Annotated in this window: 13 protein-coding genes and 1 pseudogene; 9 read left to right on the top strand and 5 right to left on the bottom strand. The window is 46.7% G+C overall.

Annotated features, from left to right (window positions below; all coding sequences use genetic code 11):
* The first annotated feature begins 68 nt into the window (after window positions 1–68).
* The 3 genes from QUB13_RS24955 to QUB13_RS24945 all read left to right on the top strand — a co-directional run bounded on the left by QUB13_RS24955 (window position 69) and on the right by QUB13_RS24945 (window position 4039).
* Window positions 69–968 (top strand): class II fructose-bisphosphate aldolase, encoded by a 900-nt coding sequence (locus tag QUB13_RS24955; RefSeq protein WP_333386247.1) that lies wholly within the window; start codon window positions 69–71, stop codon window positions 966–968.
* A gap of 425 nt (window positions 969–1393) precedes the next feature.
* On the top strand, window positions 1394–3604 hold the full coding sequence (locus tag QUB13_RS24950; RefSeq protein WP_333386244.1) for a Tex family protein: 2211 nt from the start codon (window positions 1394–1396) through the stop codon (window positions 3602–3604).
* Between the two features lie 90 nt (window positions 3605–3694).
* Window positions 3695–4039 carry a Uma2 family endonuclease gene (locus tag QUB13_RS24945; protein WP_333386241.1) on the top strand — a complete coding sequence of 115 codons (345 nt, stop codon included), beginning with the start codon at window positions 3695–3697 and terminating at the stop codon, window positions 4037–4039.
* Here the strand turns inward: QUB13_RS24945 and QUB13_RS24940 are convergent.
* Entirely contained in the window at window positions 4000–5046 is a 1047-nt protein-coding gene (locus QUB13_RS24940; protein WP_333386238.1) for an NAD(P)-dependent alcohol dehydrogenase, read from the bottom strand. The two genes, QUB13_RS24945 and QUB13_RS24940, sit on opposite strands and share 40 nt — an antisense overlap.
* A gap of 377 nt (window positions 5047–5423) precedes the next feature.
* Entirely contained in the window at window positions 5424–6503 is a 1080-nt protein-coding gene (locus QUB13_RS24935) for a PIN/TRAM domain-containing protein (protein WP_333386236.1), read from the bottom strand.
* Window positions 6504–6878: 375 nt separating this feature from the next.
* Here QUB13_RS24935 and hemW point away from each other — a divergent pair, with 375 nt between their 5' ends.
* From hemW to QUB13_RS24915, 4 genes are all read left to right on the top strand, one after another.
* Complete coding sequence (gene hemW, locus QUB13_RS24930) at window positions 6879–8246, top strand: radical SAM family heme chaperone HemW (protein ID WP_333386233.1); 1368 nt, start codon at window positions 6879–6881, stop codon at window positions 8244–8246.
* 227 nt (window positions 8247–8473) lie between these two features.
* Window positions 8474–8731 carry a hypothetical protein gene (locus QUB13_RS24925; RefSeq protein ID WP_333386230.1) on the top strand — a complete coding sequence of 86 codons (258 nt, stop codon included), beginning with the start codon at window positions 8474–8476 and terminating at the stop codon, window positions 8729–8731.
* A 97-nt stretch (window positions 8732–8828) separates the two neighbouring features.
* Window positions 8829–9101: a DUF1830 domain-containing protein gene (locus tag QUB13_RS24920; RefSeq protein WP_333386227.1), complete on the top strand. Its 273-nt coding sequence runs from the start codon at window positions 8829–8831 to the stop codon at window positions 9099–9101.
* A gap of 305 nt (window positions 9102–9406) precedes the next feature.
* Window positions 9407–10972, top strand: a complete 1566-nt coding sequence (locus tag QUB13_RS24915; protein ID WP_333386224.1) for an FAD-binding oxidoreductase — start codon at window positions 9407–9409, stop codon at window positions 10970–10972.
* Window positions 10973–11182: 210 nt separating this feature from the next.
* On the opposite strand, the gene QUB13_RS24910 is transcribed toward QUB13_RS24915, so the two are convergent.
* Window positions 11183–12052, bottom strand: coding sequence for a lipid kinase (locus QUB13_RS24910; RefSeq protein WP_333386221.1), 870 nt, complete (start codon window positions 12050–12052; stop codon window positions 11183–11185).
* 333 nt (window positions 12053–12385) lie between these two features.
* On the opposite strand from QUB13_RS24910, the gene QUB13_RS24905 reads away from it, so the two are divergent.
* On the top strand, window positions 12386–13747 hold the full coding sequence (locus tag QUB13_RS24905; protein WP_333386218.1) for a HEAT repeat domain-containing protein: 1362 nt from the start codon (window positions 12386–12388) through the stop codon (window positions 13745–13747).
* Between the two features lie 127 nt (window positions 13748–13874).
* Here QUB13_RS24905 and QUB13_RS24900 read toward each other — a convergent pair whose 3' ends face one another.
* Window positions 13875–17294 carry a PAS domain S-box protein gene (locus QUB13_RS24900; protein WP_333386215.1) on the bottom strand — a complete coding sequence of 1140 codons (3420 nt, stop codon included), beginning with the start codon at window positions 17292–17294 and terminating at the stop codon, window positions 13875–13877.
* Window positions 17295–17876: 582 nt separating this feature from the next.
* Between QUB13_RS24900 and QUB13_RS24895 the strand changes: the two genes are divergently transcribed.
* Window positions 17877–18839: a LysR family transcriptional regulator gene (locus tag QUB13_RS24895; protein ID WP_333386213.1), complete on the top strand. Its 963-nt coding sequence runs from the start codon at window positions 17877–17879 to the stop codon at window positions 18837–18839.
* Here the strand turns inward: QUB13_RS24895 and QUB13_RS24890 are convergent.
* A pseudogene (locus tag QUB13_RS24890) lies at window positions 18814–19020 on the bottom strand (hypothetical protein); the annotation flags it as partial. The gene QUB13_RS24895 and the pseudogene QUB13_RS24890 overlap by 26 nt on opposite strands.

Genomic DNA, 19020 nt, shown 5'->3' with positions numbered 1-19020 from the left:
TAATGACTAATGACTTCTTCCATCTTCCATCTTCCATCTTCCTTCTAATTTTTTTAAGTCAGGTATTTATGCTCGCCTCAACTAGCGAATTGCTGAACACGGCCCGGAGAAACGCTTATGCGATCGGCGCTTTTAACGTGTACAATCTCGAAGGAGTAAAAGCCGTCATCGATGCCGCCGAAGCGCTGCAAAGTCCTGCGATGCTGCAACTTCACCCCAGCGCCCTCAAATACGGAAAATCGCCTTTAGTCGCGCTTTGCATGGAAGCCGCGCGCAAGTCTTTAGTCCCGATCGCAGTACACTTAGATCACAGCACCTCAGAAAAAGATATTCACCTCGCCCTAGCCGCCGGCATCAAGTCAATTATGGCTGACGGTTCTCCTTTGTCCTACGAACAAAACTTAATATTTACTCGCAAAATGACTGAATTATCCCACGCTAACGGTGCGGTGGTTGAAGCAGAAATCGGTCGAATTAGCGGCACAGAAGATGGTTTGACAATCGAAGAAAAAGCGGCTAAAATGACAGATCCAGTGGAAGCTGTAGAGTTTATTCAAGCAACTAAGGTGGATTTTCTGGCGGTAACAATTGGCAACGTTCACGGCAAATATTTCAGCGAACCGAAACTCGATTTTCCGCGTTTGGCAAAAATCCGGGCTTCTGTTTCGGTGCCGTTAGTGTTGCACGGCGCTAGCGGTTTGCCAGAATCGATGATTAATCAATCTATTAAATTAGGCGTATCTAAGTTTAATGTGAATACGGAAGTTCGCGATGCTTATATGGAGGTGTTGAAAACTAGCAATTCTTTGTCAGCTCCTGATTTGTTGGAAGTTATGCAAAAGGCGATCGATGCTATGCGATCGGTGATTTCTGGCAAACTGCAACTTTTTGGTTCTGCGGGTAAGGCTTATTTGCATCAGTCACCTTACGCCGATGAGTTGACTGCAAATAGTGTTAGCAATAAATAAGCTTAATTAATCAAACTATTGTTAAATATTATTTTTTTTGTAGGGAGAAGCTTGTTTTTTTATGGGAGTCTCAAGAAGGACTGAATTCATCACTACGAGCCTGTGTAAAAAGTAGGGAAAAAGTAATTTTTAGGAGTTATAATAAGGACTGAATTTCTGAATGTAAACTTGTGACAAGAAGGACTGAATTCATCACTACGAACCGGTTTGCTCGGTGGGAAGGCGAGTCCTCTTTGGGAGTTAGAAGCAGGACTTTAGTCTGATTTTGACTGGTAATTTTGAAAAAATACTAGATTTATGCTAAAATAACTTTAATAGTGGCAAGACAATCGCCAACACCTTTCAAACTTTTATTGGAAACCTTTTTACCTTCTTCCGTGAAGTGAATCTAAAATCTAAAATTGACTGACCCAAAATTCTGTACTATGCTCAACATTCCTCAACTGATTGCTCAAGAACTTGACATCAATCTCTCCCAAGTCAATAATGCTCTGGAACTTTTCGCCGAGGGCGCAACTATTCCGTTTATTGCCCGCTACCGCAAAGAACGTACCGATTCCCTCAACGAAATTCATTTGCGGGATATTTCCGATCGCTTTACTTATTTGACGGAAATTGAAGACCGCAAAAAGTCGATTTTAGATACGATCGCCTCTCAGGGCAAACTCACGGAGGAATTGCAAGCTAAAATTGAATCGTGCTTGCAAAAAAACGAACTCGAAGACCTTTATCTGCCTTACAAACCCAAGCGGCGGACGCGAGCGACAATTGCTAGAGAAAAAGGTTTGGAACCCCTGGCAAATTTTATCAAGTCTCTGAACCTGCCGACAGCTAAGCCTGCGGATCTCGAAGGGGAAGCTAGCAAATATATTTCGGAAGAAAAGGGAGTAAAAACTTCAGAAGAAGCTCTCAAAGGTGCTGGAGATATTTTGGCGGAAGCGGTTTCGGAAAAAGCAGAATTGCGGGCTTATTTGCGAGATTTTTTGATGAAAACAGGAGTTTTTGTCTCGAAAATTAAAGATGATTTCCCGGAAGGAAGCACTAAATTTGAAATGTACCGCAATTACCAAGTTGCAGCCAGAAGCGTTCAGTCGCACAATATGTTAGCGCTGTTTCGCGGGGAAACGGAAGGGGTTTTAGATTTAGAATTGGCCTTTGATGAATCCGCAGTGATGGCTTATTTGGAAGCTCAGGAAATTAGAACTAGGATACCGGAAGTTAAAGAGTTTTATCGATCGACATTGAAGGATGCTTTCAACCGACTGATGAAGACTTCCTTGATTACGGAAGTGCGATCGCACAACAAAGCCGCCGCTGATATCGAGTCGATCGCCACTTTTGAAACCAACCTCCGCGAGTTGCTGCTGTCGGCGCCGGCGGGAATGAAACCCACACTGGCGATCGATCCGGGATTTCGCACGGGGTGCAAAGTTTCCGCCCTCGATGAAACCGGGCAATTTTTAGAATATCAAGCAATTTTCCCCCACCAAGCGGCCGCTCAGCGACAGCAAGCTGGTAAAATTGTCAAGCATTTAATTGAAAAATATAAGATTGAATTAATCGCGATCGGCAACGGTACAGCTTCTCGGGAAACAGACGAATTTGTTTCGGAAGTTTTGGCCCAAATGGACAGGAAACCGATTAAAGTCATGGTGAATGAATCCGGTGCATCGATTTATTCAGCCAGCGATGTGGCGATCGCCGAATTTCCCGACCTCGACATCACCGTCCGCGGCGCAGTCAGCATCGGGCGGCGCTTGCAAGACCCCCTCGCCGAACTCGTGAAAATCGACCCGAAATCAATAGGAGTTGGTCAATACCAGCACGACGTTGACCAAAAACTGCTCAAAAAGAAACTCGACGAAACAGTCGAAAGCTGCGTTAATTATGTCGGAGTTGACTTAAACACAGCCTCGAAAGAACTGCTGACATTTGTGTCAGGAATGACGGCAACAGTTGCCAAAAATATCGTTAATTACCGTAACGAAAACGGCGCATTTAAAAATCGCCGCCAACTCTTGAAAGTTCCCAAACTCGGCCCAAAAGCTTTTGAACAAGCCGCCGGCTTTCTTCGCATTCGCGGCGGCGAAAACCCGCTGGACAATACAGCAGTTCATCCCGAAAGTTATGCTGTCGTGCAGGCGATCGCCAAAGATTTAAGTTTGCCGCTGAGTGAAACAACACAAATATCGGAAAAAATCAAGACTGTAAATATTAAAAAATATGTCACAGAGAAAGTCGGAGAACCGACGCTCCGAGACATTATTTCCGAACTAGAAAAACCGGGAAGAGACCCGCGCGCCGAGTTTAAATATGCCACTTTCCAAGCCGGAATTAAAGAAATCTCCGATTTGCAGGTGGGGATGGAATTAGAAGGCATCATCACGAATGTAGCTAACTTTGGAGCGTTTGTTGATGTGGGAGTGCACCAAGATGGTTTGGTTCATATTTCTCAATTAGCCGATCGCTTTGTAGACGATCCGAAACAGATTGTCAAAGTCGGACAAGTTGTGAAAGTGCGGGTTTTGGAGGTGAATGAGAAGTTAAAGCGGGTAAGTTTGACGATGAAGCTGCAAGAAAAACCGCAACCGCAAAATGGCAATAGCGCGAGGCTTCCGGCCCCGCGCCGCCGTTAAAAATTTGGGGGAAAGGTGAAAAAGGGCGATGGCGTTCCGCCCCGCAAGCTACGGCTATAATTATGTAATCCTCACCAACCTCAAATTTAGATGACTGCAAGTAAAAGCTGCACCTCTATCTCCCCCGAAGATTATTTAGCAGGCGAGAAAGTCAGCCCCATCAAACACGAGTACAGGCAAGGTGAAATCTATGCAATGGCAGGGGCAAGCAAACCTCATGCCATTATCACGGGGAACGTATCTGTACTTTTGAGGAACCATCTTCGGGGAAGTGGTTGTATGCCTTACATGGCAGACATGAAAGTTATGCTCGATACATCAAATTTTTATTACTATCCCGATGTAGCGGTGAGTTGCGATGAACGAGACAAAAATGCTGCAGTTCAATCATGGATTTATGGGTTTATGGCAACTTTTATCACACCATCTCGTTGATTGCCGAATAATTCATACGCTTCTTTTATTTGATCTAGCTTAAACCTGTGTGTGATCATAGGTCTCAGGTCGGCACGAGCGGACTGTATGACATTTATCAGCCGCCGCATACGTTCTTTTCCACCGGGGCAGAGGGTGGTAAGAATTTTCTTATCTCCAATACCGGCGGCAAAGGCATCTACAGGAATGGCAAGTTTTCCAGAATAGACTCCTAGACTCGATACAATTCCGCCTGGTTTAACCACACGCAAACAGGCTTCAAAGGTTTCCTGAATACCGAGTGCTTCAATCGCTACATCTACACCGCGACCATCAGTCAAATCCAGGATCGCTTCGACTGGATTGCACTCTTTATAGTTTAAAACAATGTCGGAGCCAAGCATTTGGGACATTTCCAGGCGTGCTGGATTGCTGCTGACGGCAATGATTTTGGAAGCACCTCTGAGTCTGGCACCAACAGTTGCGCTCATACCAATTGGTCCTTGGGCAAATATGGCGACTGTATCACCAATCTTGATATTTCCGCTTTCGGCACCACTGAAACCCGTACTCATAACATCGGGACACATGAGCACCTGTTCGTCGGTTAATTCGTCAGGTATGGGAGTCAAATTTGCCATTGCGTTCGGCACTAGCATGTATTCCGCCTGAGAACCATCAATGGTATTGCCGAAGCGCCAACCACCCATTGGCTTACCGCCGCACTGCGCTTGGTAGCCGTCAAGACAGAAATTGCACTGACCACAAGGAGTTATAGCGCCAACAAGAATACGCTGTCCTATTTCATAGCCGTGAACTCCTGAGCCGAGTTCTGCAATGACGCCAATTGGTTCATGTCCTAGTGTCCGTCCAGGCTGGACGGGTACTTCACCTTTGAGTATATGAACATCTGTGCCACAGATTGTCGTCGTGGTGATTTTCATCAGTGCATCAGTAGGCCCAATCTCAGGAATTGGTTTTTCTTGAATCTCGATTCGCCCTTTTTCTACAAAAACAGCGGCTTTCATCTTTCTCATAAATTTCTTACACAATTTTTAATAAGATAATACTATGGAAAATCAATAAAACGCTTTTCTTTCTGCGTGTCTCCTTGCTCCCCTATTTGTGACTGCCATTCGGCTTATATCCCTCTTTTGTCACTTTGGGGTGAAACCTTGAATCTTCATGGGCTGTATCCTCGAAAAATCGTCAATTTATCAGAGAGTGATGAAAGAGCGCTACGTCCTAACCGCCGGGGCGGTTGCTATACTTGCCGATTCCCAACATTTAAGACACACAAAAAAACACTGCCCCGATTCGTCATACCGGGCGCGGTAGAGAGTCAGGGCAGATTGGAAAGATCGCAATATTTGATTCTGATTGCCGTGGTCATTGTTTCTGGGTTTCAAACAATAACGGATTCTTGAGGACGGGCGAATATCATGCGGCCGGCGCTAGTTTGCAGGGCGCTGGTGACTACGACTCTGGCTTCGGCACCGACGTAGCTGCTTCCTGCTTCTACGACTACCATTGTGCCGTCATCCAAGTAACCGATTCCCTGAGAGGGTTCTTTGCCTTCTTTGCGGATTTTTAGTTCGATCGTATCTCCCGGCAAATAAGTCGGGCGCACCGCATGAGTCAAATCGTTGATATTCAAAACCGGCAGTTTTTGGACGGTAGCTACTTTAGATAAGTTGTAATCGTTGGTGAGCAAAATGCCGTCGATATCCAAGGCAAAGCGGACTAATTTTGCATCGACTGTGGCAATATCTTCGTAGTCAGCCGAGTGAATTTGAATCCGTTCTGGATATGTTTCTTTGATGCGGTTGAGTACATCTAAGCCGCGGCGCCCGCGCACTCGCTTTTGATCGTTGGCGGAATCGGCTACCAGTTGCAGTTCTTGCAGAACGAATTGCGGAATAATAATTTGACCTTCGAGGAAACCTGTTTCTAGCAGGTTTTCAATCCGGCCGTCAATTATACAGCTTGTATCGACAACTTTGGCAGAGGCTGGTTTGAAAGTACCTTCGGCTACCAACACCGTGTCTAAGCTTTTGGGGTTGATCAGTCGCAGGAAAGCACGGCCGTGAGTGTCTGTCAAGCTGACGCCTGTGAAGCCGAACATGACGCTACCCAAGACTGCGACTAGAGGTTTGATGAAGCCGAACTCGCGGGGAATTGGCAGCAGGAATAGCGGAGCCAGCATTAAGTTCGCTACTAGCAGTCCGATGATTAAGCCGATCGCCCGTGTCAGCAGCATCTCCACCGGCATATCCCGGACTCTTTTTTCTACGCGCCGATAGGTTGTTTGAGCCACTAATCCGAACACGAAGCCAATCAATGCTCCAAACGAGCCTAGTACGGAACTTAAACCTTGTATATTTGTAACTTGCTCCAGCAGGTTGTTCGGTAGCAGCTCGACTCCGTAATAGCCGATGCCTCCGCCTGCGATTATGAATGAGATTATTATGATTGCGTCTAGCATTAGTTCTAGGTTAATGAATTTGTTTACATTATATCTTTCCCGTGCTGATAGTTTTTTCCGACGTTGCGGTCGGATATCGCTATCTTGATTCATAAATTTTAATGAACTTATATTTCGCGCCTCTACCGTGAAGGGGATGCGCGATCGAGCAAGAGCTAGATTTAGCGAGATCTGTCGAGGGCATCTACCAGATACCAATACACGAATCTCTGGCTATTCGGGAATTTCTGCCGATCGCCTCCGATAGGAGGTGCAACTAAAATAGCCGCTCGAACCCAGGCCGTTATTGCTGAGAAACTGTCATAATATACATAATTATTAATGATGCTTTAATTAAAGCTTGAGATTTGAACTGGCAATTGTGGCTTGAGAGTAATGAACGCTACTACAGATTATTTAACATTTGAATTCAAAAAAAGCGGCCAAGCAGCAAATTCCGGCATTCCGAGTTCGGCTTACCTGCACGTACCTTTTTGTCGCCGCCGCTGTTACTACTGCGATTTTCCGGTTTTTGTGGTGGGCGATCGCAAAAATGGCGAAAATTCCGGCACAATCGTGCAATACGTTGCCGCACTGTGTGAAGAAATTCAAGCAACTCCAAATTTAGGCGCATCTCTGAAAACAGTTTTTTTTGGTGGCGGCACGCCTTCGCTGCTTTCTGTCAGTCAGTTGAGCCATATTTTAGAGACTCTAGACGGCAAATTTGGGATTGCTGCTGGGGCGGAAATTTCTATAGAAATAGACCCTGGTACTTTTAATTTAGAACAGTTGCGGGGATATGTAGCGGCGGGAGTAAATCGAGTTAGTTTGGGAGTGCAAGCTTTTCAGGATGAATTGCTGCAAGCTTGCGGACGATCGCACTCTGTGGCAGAAATTTTTGAAGCAGTAGAAATCGTGCGATCGGCCGGGATTGTCAATTTCAGTTTAGATTTAATTTCGGGACTGCCGCACCAAACTTTAGAACAGTGGGAAACTTCCCTTAAATCGGCGGTAGAAATTGGCCCGACTCACCTGTCGAGTTACGACTTAATTGTTGAGCCTGGAACGGCCTTCGGGCGCTACTTTGAAGCAGGCGCGCAGCCGCTACCGGCAGATGAAACCGCTGCTGAAATGTACCGTTTGGCGCGATCGATTTTGACTGAGGCTGGCTACGAACATTACGAAATTTCTAATTACGCTAAGCCCGGTTATCAGTGCCGCCACAACCGCGTCTATTGGGAAAATCGCCCTTATTACGGTTTGGGAATGGGGGCGGCGAGTTACGTGCAAGGGCGGAGGTTGACAAGACCTCGCAAAACTCAAGAATATTATCAGTGGGTGCGATCGATCTGTGCGATCGCTTCTGCAGCCACCCCAAAAATAGGGGAGGAAACCCCGCAGGATATTTACCCAGCAATCGATCAAAATGTTCAAGTCTCAGAAAATGACATTTTGTTAGAAACGCTGATGCTAGGCTTGCGTTTAGCAGAAGGAGTTAGCCTTTCGGCGCTGACTCAACAGTTTACGCAGCAAACAGTCGATCGAATTTGGGATTGTTTGCAACCTTACTGGCGACAAGGATGGGTGGAAATCGTGACAGCCGATCGGGCGATTTCCTACGGAATAGAGCCGCTTGAGGCAACTTTAGGCGAAGGCGCGAAACTGCCGCTTTCGGGAAATTTGAGGTTGAGCGATCCTGAAGGTTTTTTATTTTCTAATACAATTTTAGCCGATTTGTTCAGCCAGCTAGGCACGGATAACTAACTGGCGTCTGAGGTGTACTTCCTCAGACAGTAACCGAGGGCGATCGAGCCAGGGCAGTAAATTAAAATTAGAGAAAAATTAATTGCTCCCTAGTTTGATTCCGTCAAAAAAGATATGTTTTCTATCGATCCCTAAACAAAACTTAAAATCGAACTAAGCCTTGAGATAGACGCAGCGACTGAAATCCGGCTGTCATACTTGAGAGTGAAGATTTGAAAAAAATATCGATGGAAACTCTAACTCTACAACGCAACAATATTCACACCGAACCCATTCTTGTAACTAGCGATCGGCGCTGCACTTCTGCTTCTAAATGCGCTTTTTGCGGTCACTACAAAGATCCAAGAGGATCGGTTGGTCACTGTCAATTGTTGAATGCACCTGTGAGGGGAGGATGGAAATCTTGCAATTTAGCAATGCCGCCTTTTGCACCTTCTTGGGAACACGTAGAAAAGAGCAATTTTTCCTGCAGAGGTATTTATTAATATACCCAAAGTATGTCTATTTTTTTATTGTAATATGTTATATTAAGATCGGGCTAGCAGCCGATGGATTACACAATTTCACAAACAAGTAAAACAAATGAATTTGACAATGAATGAGGTAATTTCCGAACAGAGTACGCGCATTTTGTGTTGGTATCTTAACAATACTAGCCAAGTGCAAATTGCTCGAATTACAAATATTCCTAATTGGCATTTTGAGCGAACGGTGTTTCCAGGAGAACGTTTTTTGTTTGAAGCGGTACCGGAAGCTAAATTAGAAATTTGGACAGCCGCAGAGACTGGTGGTGTGGCGTGCGAACCAATTTTGTGCGATCGACTGCAAGTAGAAGAATTAAGCACCGCTGATTGAACCGGAACAAAAATCGTAGGGTGCGTCATTTTTGACATCTTAATAATCGTTCCGAAAAAGTCTCATGCTGACGCACCCTTGATTTAATTCCGGGCGTGCGTCAGCATGAGATTGTTGGTTTGTCGCCAAAATAGTCGTAGCTGACGCATCCTACTTATCAGAAACCTGGTTTCTGGCGTGATTTATCGTTAAGCCCAAAACTCCTATAAACCGGGTTTTTTGCCCCACATCAGCCCTAAAACTCTCGGAAATATCGATCTAAGCTAAATTATAGAAAATCCACCGCTCTTCAATCTTAAAACCCGATGTCCCTCACCGAACAAATCCTCTCCCAAGTGCCGGGAAATGCCCTTGAAGGCCTGCAAAAGGTCGATCGACTCTGGAACAACCTCAAACAAAACACCGCACCAGCACCCCAAGCAGTCAAGCACAACCAACAACCCCTCGAAACCCTCGACTTCGACATAGTTATCGGCGGCGGAACCCTAGGAATACTCATCGGAACAGCCTTAGCCGTGCGAGGTTGGCGAGTAGCCCTACTCGAACGCGGCATCCTGCGAGGGCGCGAACAAGAATGGAACATTTCGCGCAAAGAATTAGACGCATTCTTAGAACTAAATTTGCTGACTGCTGCTGAAATAGACAAAGCAATAGCCACCGAATACAACCCAGCCCGCATCAGCTTTGCCAACACCCCCGACATTTGGGTGCGCGACGTACTAAACATCGGAATAGACCCAGTTTACCTCCTCGAAACCCTCAAACAAAAATTTCTCCAAGCCGGAGGCAAACTATTTGAAAACACACCATTTAAAACAGCAACAATTCACCCGAACGGAGTCGCGGTAGAATCGGCAATTACAGATTCACCTATAGCCGAAACTTTATTTAAAACCAGATTATTCTTAGATGCAATGGGACATTTTTCCCCCATTGTCCGCCAAGCCAGACAAGGCAAAAAACCCGACGCAGTATGTTTAGTAGTCGGCACTTGCGCCCAAGGATATCCCAAAAACGAAACCGGCGACATATTTGCATCCTTCACCCCAATGCAAAATCAGTGCCAATACTTTTGGGAAGCATTTCCAGCCAGAGACGGGCGCACTACTTACTTATTTACCTACATAGACGCTGACACAGAAAGATTCAGTTTAGAAACATTATTTGAAGAATATTTGCGCTTGCTGCCACAATATCAAAACGTCAAACTCGAACAGTTAAAATTCCAAAGAGCACTCTACGGATTTTTTCCCTGCTATCGCCAAAGTCCTCTAAAAATGCCTTGGAATCGCATACTTCCAGTCGGAGACAGCAGCGGTAGCCAATCGCCCCTCAGCTTCGGCGGTTTTGGGGCAATGGTGCGCCACCTCAAACGATTGACTCTCGGAATTGACGAAGCTTTGACAAGCGAGAGTTTAGACAAAAAATCCCTCGCACTTTTGCAACCGTACCAGCCCAATCTATCTGTTACCTGGTTGTTTCAGCGTTCGATGAGTGCTGCGATGAATCAAAAAATTGAGCCCAATCAAATCAATCAACTTTTGGCTGCTGTATTTCAGGTAATGGAAGAGTTGGGAGAACCGGTACTCAAACCGTTTCTGCAGGATATTGTGTTATTTCCGGCTTTGTCAAAAACCCTGTTTAAAACAGCAATTAGTCATCCCGGATTAGTGATGAAAATCCTTCCGCAGGTGGGAATAGCTAATTTGCTTGATTGGATGGTTCATTATGTAAATTTAGGAATTTATACGGGATTGCAGCCATTGGGGAAAGCGGTAGAACCGCAGGTTAAAAATTTATCGGCAGAACAGCAATATTATTTTAACCGATTAGTTGAAGCGTGGCAATACGGCGCGGGAGGCGATTATTAATTATGGTAATTCGGTTTGTAGTGAGGACTTGAGTCTGTGTCAAAATCAGAGGAATAAAATCCTCATATCGTTTCTGGTTGCATCGGAATCATAAAATCGAGTCAACAGTTAACAATCAACCATTCAGTTTTTCGAGTCAACAGTCAACAGTCAACAGTCAACAGTCAACAGTTATATATGAGTGCAACCGGAATTGATATCACTACAAACTTATACAGGAGCTATAACTGCTAAAGCTTGGGGAATCACTCGGAATTTTGCAGGCGTGTGAGTGGTGATTTCACCGTCGGTATTAATCGAACGGCGTTTGCTAGTATTAATCTCAAATTCTTGAGCGTGCAAGGCGCGAACCTTCGGCCAAGTGGTATGATTTCCTTGCCTCATTGCCGGCAGCAAAGCAAGGATTTCCCACCAATGTTGTGTCTCTAAACTGTACAAGTCTAGTCGCTTGTCGTCGATGGTGGCATCTTCGGCAACTGTCATGCCGCCGCCGTAGTAGCGGCCGTTGCCTATGGCAATTTGAATTGTTTTTACATTAAAACATTGGTTATTGACCTTGATTTCTGCTCTGAATGGTCGCGATTTAAAAATTGTCTGCAAAGCAGCAAAAGCATAAGCTAAAATTCCCCATCGCTGCTTCACATTTTTAGTCAGTTTCTGGGTAATTTCGACGCTCAATCCCAAACTCGCTACATTAAAAAAATGCTGTTGGTTTACCCAGCCTATGTCTATAAGCCGGATTTTACCGCTGGCAATTACTTGAATAGCTGCGGATAAATTGGTAGGAATTCCGAGAGTGCGGGCTAAATCGTTAGCTGTTCCCATCGGCAAAATACCCAAGGGTAATTTAGTGTCCATCAAACCTTCGATGGCGCAGTTAAGTGTGCCGTCGCCACCACCGATGATGACTAATTCGACTTGATTTTTGTGCTTCCGAATTGTGTCGGAAATTTCGCTGGCGCTGTCGGTTGATTTTACTATTAATTCAAAATCAAGTGCTTCTAATTTGGCAGTGGCTTGAGATAATAGTTCTTTCCCTCTTCGGGAGTGCTGGTTTACTAAAAGGAGAGCTTTTTTCATTGAAAAATGGGCTAAGAGTTGGGTAAAAAAATTAATTATGTCACGGTTCGTAGTGCGGAGTTGAGTCCGCACTGGGAACCGAAGGAAGAAATGGCTTTATTTAATTGGGATTTATTAGCTCTATTTTTATTTAAGTAGGAATTGATTATTTTGTTGAAAAAATATGACGAATTGATGATTTAAATGGATTGATTTAATGTTTTCATTATATTTTACCATTGGTGAGGGATTGACATCAATCTAAAATAATTGATAATTGTAGCAACAGATTGCGGGAGACGATCGCGCTTCTGGGCTAGCTGTCATCTACCTTCTTGAAGCTAAATTAAATTTATGTCTCATATTTTGGAACAAGCGCAAGCCGCTGCCGATCGCCAAAACTGGCCTATTGTAGTCGAATGCTTGCAGCAAGTGACAGCCAACCGCAGCCAGCCACAGGAAAAACTATTTTTAGAACAAGCTGTAAGTTTAGCAATACAAACCTTGGAATGGGGGGATTTTCAAGACCGCTGGGAAATTGCTAAGGTATTGCCAAATCTGGGAAATGGCGCGATCGCACCTTTAATTGCCGCGATCGAAGACGAAGACGCAGACACCGAACCCAGGTGGTTTGCGGCCCGCATTCTCGGAAAGTTCGAGCGCCCGGAAGTGATTGCAGCTTTAGTACAATTAGTCAAAAATTCCGACGAAGAATTGAGCCAAATCGCGGCCCAAACCCTCGCCAATTTCGGCCCAACAGCTATAGAATCCCTAGCAACTCTATTGCAGCAGGAAGACTCGCGACAGTTTGCAACAGCAGCCCTCGCCCAAATTCGCCGCCCCGAAGCGATCGCCCCGCTGTTGAGTGTAGTCAAAGACTCTAGAATTGCAGTGCGGCTGGCTGCGATCGAGGCTTTGAGTAGTTTTCACGACTCCCGCATCCCGCCGGTACTGGTAGAAGCGCTCAAAGATGCGGCGACATCAGTTAGAAAAGAAGCCGTGAGAGCTCTGGGAGTTCGCGCTTATTTAGATGCAGAATTAGATTTAGTTAATTTGCTCAAACCTTTGCTTTGGGACATCCGATTTGAAGTGTCCCAACAAGCGGCGATCGCGATCGGGCGACTGAAAACCGATGCTGCTGCTGCTGCTTTATTTGAATTCCTGCGAAACCCCGCAACTCCCCTGGAATTGCAAATCGAAACTGTGCGCGCCCTAGGCTGGAGCGAAACTGCAGTTGCTTTAGAATATTTGCAAACTGCGCTGATTGGGCGATCGCTTTTTAACGCACAACCGAGCGAATTCACAAATAGCGATCGAGTGCTAAATGCCAGCGAATCCTGGCAAATTGATAACATTAATCCTGCTGTTTGTCAAGAAATTGCCGCTGTTTTAGGGCGAGGGTCAAAGCCGGAGTTAAAAGTTAAAGCTGCTGAAATTGCGATCGGTTTGCTGGAGGGGAATTATCCGGCGGTGCAGCCTGCCCAAATCAAACAATCTTTAGCTTTAGCGTTAGGACAATTAGGTGATATCAGAGCGCTAAACGCGCTGATTCAATTGTTAGCCGACGGCGACAATAGCGTCAGGCTGCACGGCGCCGCAGCACTCAAACGGCTTGGTGCGGCGGAGGTTCGGCAGCAATTAGAAAGTTTAGTTAAACAAGAGAGTCTGGAACCGGGATTGAGAGAGGGAATTGCGATCGCCCTGCAAGAATGGTAGGAGAATTAGTCTTGTTGACTGTTGACTGTTGACTGTTGACTGTTGACTGACAAATAACAACCAACAACTAACAACTAACAACTAACAACTAACAACTAACAACTAACAACCAACAACTAACAACTGACTAAATTGGCAATCGCACCCCAAAAGTCGAGCCGAGTCCTTCCCCTGGACTTTCGACCCAGATAGTGCCGCCGTGGAGTTCCACCAGATGGCGGACGATCGCCAATCCCAGTCCCAGCCCGCCGTAATTGCGCGTAGAACTGCTGTCAGCTTGGCGGAAGCGATCGAACACAAACGGCAAAAACTCCTTGCTGATGCCAATTCCTGTATCGGTGATGGCGATCGTCACAGAGTGAACCGGAGACACAGACAAAATGGCATCACCAGCCGATCGCGATTCCCCGTCATCCCAGACCCTGATTTCTATGCGACCTCCCCGCGGCGTAAACTTAATCGCATTCGAGAGCAAATTCCACACCACCTGCTGCAAACGAGCAGCATCGCCCCTCAAGGTACTCACTCCTTCGCCGTAATAACTCACCAATTCAACTCCGCGAACTTCAGCATCAGGAATCAGGGCCTTGACGGCCGTTTCTACAGTCCCAACCAAATTCACCGGGGACAGCTTCAAACACACTTTACCGCTGACAATCCGGGAAACGTCCAGCAAATCCTCAATCATCTGAGTCTGCAACCGCCCGTTTCGCTCGATCGTCTCCAAAGCCACAGCCGTTTTTTCGGGACTCAACTTGCGCTGTCGCAGCATCTGAGACCAGCCCACCACCGCGTTGAGAGGAGTCCGCAACTCGTGGGAAAGCGTTGCCAAAAACTCGTCTTTAATCCGGTTGGTCTCGGAAGCTTCCCGGTAAAGCCGCGCATTGTCGATCGCCACCGCCGCATCCCGCGCCAAATCCGACAGCAAAACCAAATCGCCCGGCCCGCAGCGGCGGCCAGACTCCCCGCACAGCAGCGAAATCGCTCCCAGCGTCCGCCCGCGAGCCATCAGCGGCACGCAGATTGCCGATAGCGGGCTATGGGAACACAGCACCAACAGCAATTCCCTGTCCGGTACCACCGCTTCGAGCGCCCAATTCGGTATTTCGGGGTAAAGTTTCGCCTCCCCAGTCCGCAGCACCTTTGCCACTCCGTGCCTTCCCTGGGGGTCTACCGGCAAGCGCTGGTCGATTTGCCACAGCAGGGCGACTTTGTTCGGATCGGAGTTAGCAACTGCTTGCAAGCGGAGCGAGCCGTCGGGTTCGATTAAATGCACGCAGCACCAATCCCCCAACTCAGGTACTGCTAAATCTGCCAGACCTTGCAGCGCCTGCTGGTAATCTAGGGAAGCCGAGGACAGCAAAGCCAAGGCTCGGGCGCGGAAATCGGCTGTTTGGGTCCATCGGTGGCGATCGTCAATATCCGTACAAGTCCCGAACCACTTGATGATTTTGCCCTCAGCATCCCGCACGGGCAATGCCCGACACAGATGCCAGCGGTAAGCCCCGTCAGATGCCCGTTTAAAGCGGTATTCCACCTCATAAGTCTGCCCAGTCTGTACCGAGTTATTCCAGCGTTCTAGGGTGTGTTCCAAGTCATCTGGATGCAAAATTGGCTGCCACCCCCAGCCTTTAGTTTCCTCCAGCGTCATGCCGCTATATTCAAACCAGCCCTGGTTGCAATAATCGAGGGAACCGTCGGGTAAAGCAGTCCAAACTATTTGCGGGATGGCTTCAGCGAGGGCGCGGTACAACCGTTCGCTGGCTTCTGTTTGGCGGCGGGCTACTTGTTCCCGCGCCAAGGCGAGATTCCGCTGTGCTTCGGCTTGTTTGCGATCGCTGATGTCGCCGATCGCCCCGATCAATTTGTAGGGATTACCTTGTTTGTCAAGCACTGCCATGCCGCGATCGATCCAGTGGAGCCAGCCGCCACCTTGGTTCTGAACGCGGTATTCCTCAAAAAATGAAAATGGGGCAGCAGAACAGTCTGGCGCGCTCAAATATCGATCGAGCGCAGCCAGGACTCGATCTCGGTCTTCCGAATGCAAGATACTGTTCCAAGCTGCTCTCGTCCTCGGAAATCCGCCTTTTTCGTACTCCAAATGTTCGTCTATCTCACCGAACCACAGCACGATACCCGTATCGATATCCCATTCGTAAATCAAATCGCTAGCACTTTTTGCCGCAATCCGAAACCGTTCTTCAGACTGTCGCAGCACTTCCACAAAATTAAAGCGTTCTGTCACGTCCAAAACCAGAGACAGCACCGATATTAACTGTCCCGAATCGCTGTAAAAAGCCGAATTGTACCACTCGCAGTGGAGCAACGAACCGCCCTTATTATAATTGCTGTTGCGAACTACATTGCAGCGAGTCTGTGGGTTTTTTAAACTATCAATTGCCGATTGTACATCTTCAAAATCGCCATACCCAATAAAATTCCATTCGCTAAAATGCTTGCCTAAAACTTCTGTTCTCTTCCACCCAAAAATCTTTTCGGCCGCCGGCGACCACCCGCTGATGCGACAATTTTCATCCCACTCAATCACAGCTAGGGGTGTATTTTCAAAATGAGAAGTTAGTTTTTGCATCGCGTCGCCCAAAGATGCTTCTACTTGCTTGCGCTCAGTAATATCGCTAAAAGAAATCGCTATACCGTCGCCCAATTTAACCGTCACAATCCGAAACCAGCCGACAATGCCTTCGCTGTTGTAATAAATCTCGGTATCGAGGGGAGTTCCTGTTTCTACAACTTCCACGTAACGGTCGAACAAATTGCGCTCTTTATGACCGGGCAGCACTTCCAGCAATCGCTTTCCGATTAATTCTTCAGGAGTCATGTGCTGAATTTTTGCCGCTGCGGGATTGACGTATTCCCATTCAAAATCCACAATTTTAGATTCGTCGCGACGGCTGCGGAACACGTTAAATCCATCTATAGATAATTCCTGAAAAACGCGGAAGCGTTCTTCACTTTCTTGCAGCTTGCTGACAGTATCGAGCAGAATTTGCTCGACTCGCTCGCGCTGCGCTATTTCTGCGAGCAATTGCTGGTTAATTTGCTGGAGTTCGTTTGGGGGGGAGGCGGCGGAATTTTTAATGGCCGTGACAGCAGGAGCTCGATCGAGCTTTTGAGTTTCCGGCGCTGTATTTGCCGAGAAAAAAGCCAAACCGTCCAAAGCCAAGAATTGTTGAGAAAGCGATGGCATCAGTTCCGCCACAGCCCACAAAGAAATCACAGCCGTAATGGCGGCGAGGAAACTTGAGGGCCAGTAGCTGGGATGCACCAGCATCCAAACTTGCATCAGATGAGTTGTGCCCCGGCAGAAAAACCAGGCTCCCAATAACAGAAACCCCCTGCTCAAAGGCAACTTGCGCTGCTTCCAGGCAAAGTATGTCAGAATCGCTGGAATTGAGTAATCAGCCAAGGAAATTAACAAATCGCTGACCGCGTGCAGTCCCATTAACTGCGGTGGCCACTCTTCTAATCCACCTTGGGAAATAAAATTGTGGTTAAATGACATAATTTTAAGAAGAAATTGCAGCATTTCGGCTTTCCCGTGCGTGCGATCGTACTTGCACTTGTGTTGCTGACCCGCTAATTCCTAGTTTATACACAAAGAAACAGAAAATAACAGTCACTTTCAGCCGGGATAAAAGTTCATTGCAGGTTTTAACCGTGCCCAATCTTCGGACATTTATTGACAATTATAGGGAAACTCAGGTACTATAATGCTCCATTAATTATCAAATTAAATGCTATCTTTTGAGATCAAAATTCAACAAAAAATCCCGCAGCATAACGCAAGCGAGCGATGGCGACTGCTAATTTTATTAAAAATCTTGAGCTATCAACTGGCAAAATTCTCTAAATTTATCGAAATTTAATCGGTTTGTTGATAAGTTGGCAGATTCAGAAATCCCTTCAACATTCGAGAAGCGACATTTACTCGGACGCTCCGAAATCCTGCCCCAGCAAGTTGGTTCGTAAAAACGAGCATCTCCGCGTCTGTCAGCATCAAAACTAATCTGTACTGTATCAAATTCTACTAAATTCTTCAACTAAATCGGTTAACGTTACTTACGATCGTTCGAGGAAAATGTCTGAAACCATCTAGAATTAAACATCCATGCGCTTAGAGCAGCTTCAAGCATTTCTTTCGGTTGCTGAAACCGGGAGCTTTCAGCAAGCGGCCCGGAAGTGCGGCGTGACTCAATCGACTATTAGCCGTCAAGTGCAGGGACTCGAAGCGGAAGTGGGTTTGTCGCTGTTTCACCGCGCGGGAAGCGCGAAGCTGACTGTGGGAGGGGAACGCCTGTTACCTCACGCTCGCAAAATCTGTCAGACTTGGCGAAATGCTGCGGTCGAATTGGGGGATTTGCTGGCGGGAAAGCAGCCGGAACTGTGCGTGGCTGCGATTCATTCGGTTTGTGCTGCTTATTTGCCGCCTGTGCTGCAAAGGTTTTGTCGCGATTATCCTGAAGTGCAGTTGCGGGTGACTGCGCTGGGGAGCGATCGAGCTCTGAAAGTTCTCAAAGACGGTTTGGTGGACATCGCGGTGGTGATGAACAACCGTTATTTTACTCAAGCCCCGGAAATGTTGGTTGAGGTACTCTACAATGAGCCGATCGAGGTATTGATGGCGGCAAATCATCCCCTGGCCGTGTACGATCGAGTACCTTGGCCGGAATTGATTCGTTACCCGCAAGTGGTGTTTAAGGACGGGTACGGAATGCAGCGGATGGTGCAAGAACAATTTGGACGCATCGGCGCTAAGCTTCATGCTGTTTTGGAACTCAACACTCTCGATGCTTTTCGGGGTGTGGTGCGACAGGGAGAATTGATTGCTTTGCTACCGCATTCAGCTTTGATTGAGGCCCAGGGCGATCGCACTTTAGCAATTCGGCCCATCGTCGCCAAAGAAAACTCAAATTCCAAGGTTTTGGCGATCGATCCGGCTTGGACTCGCGAAGTGGTATTGGTGACAACTCACGATCGAATGCAAATTCCGCCGATCGCCCATTTCTGGAATCTAGTACGCGAATTTGTGCCCCCATTAGATGTCATCAAGCTCGGAAAATTAGGGAATTAATTCGCGAGTTATCAGGTTTTTTTGTTGACTGTTGACTGTTGTCTGTTGACTGTTGACTGTTGACTGTTGTCTCTTCTCTTTCTAATAACAAATAACCAATAACAAATAACAAATAACCAATAACCAATAACCAATAACCAATAACCAATAACCAATAACCAATAACCAATAACCAATAACC

It is taken from the genome of Microcoleus sp. B4-D4, from assembly GCF_036705185.1.
GTDB lineage: Bacteria > Cyanobacteriota > Cyanobacteriia > Cyanobacteriales > Microcoleaceae > Microcoleus.
The sequence above is the reverse complement of the archived record's forward strand: the minus strand, read 5'-3'. Positions and strand labels throughout refer to the sequence as shown.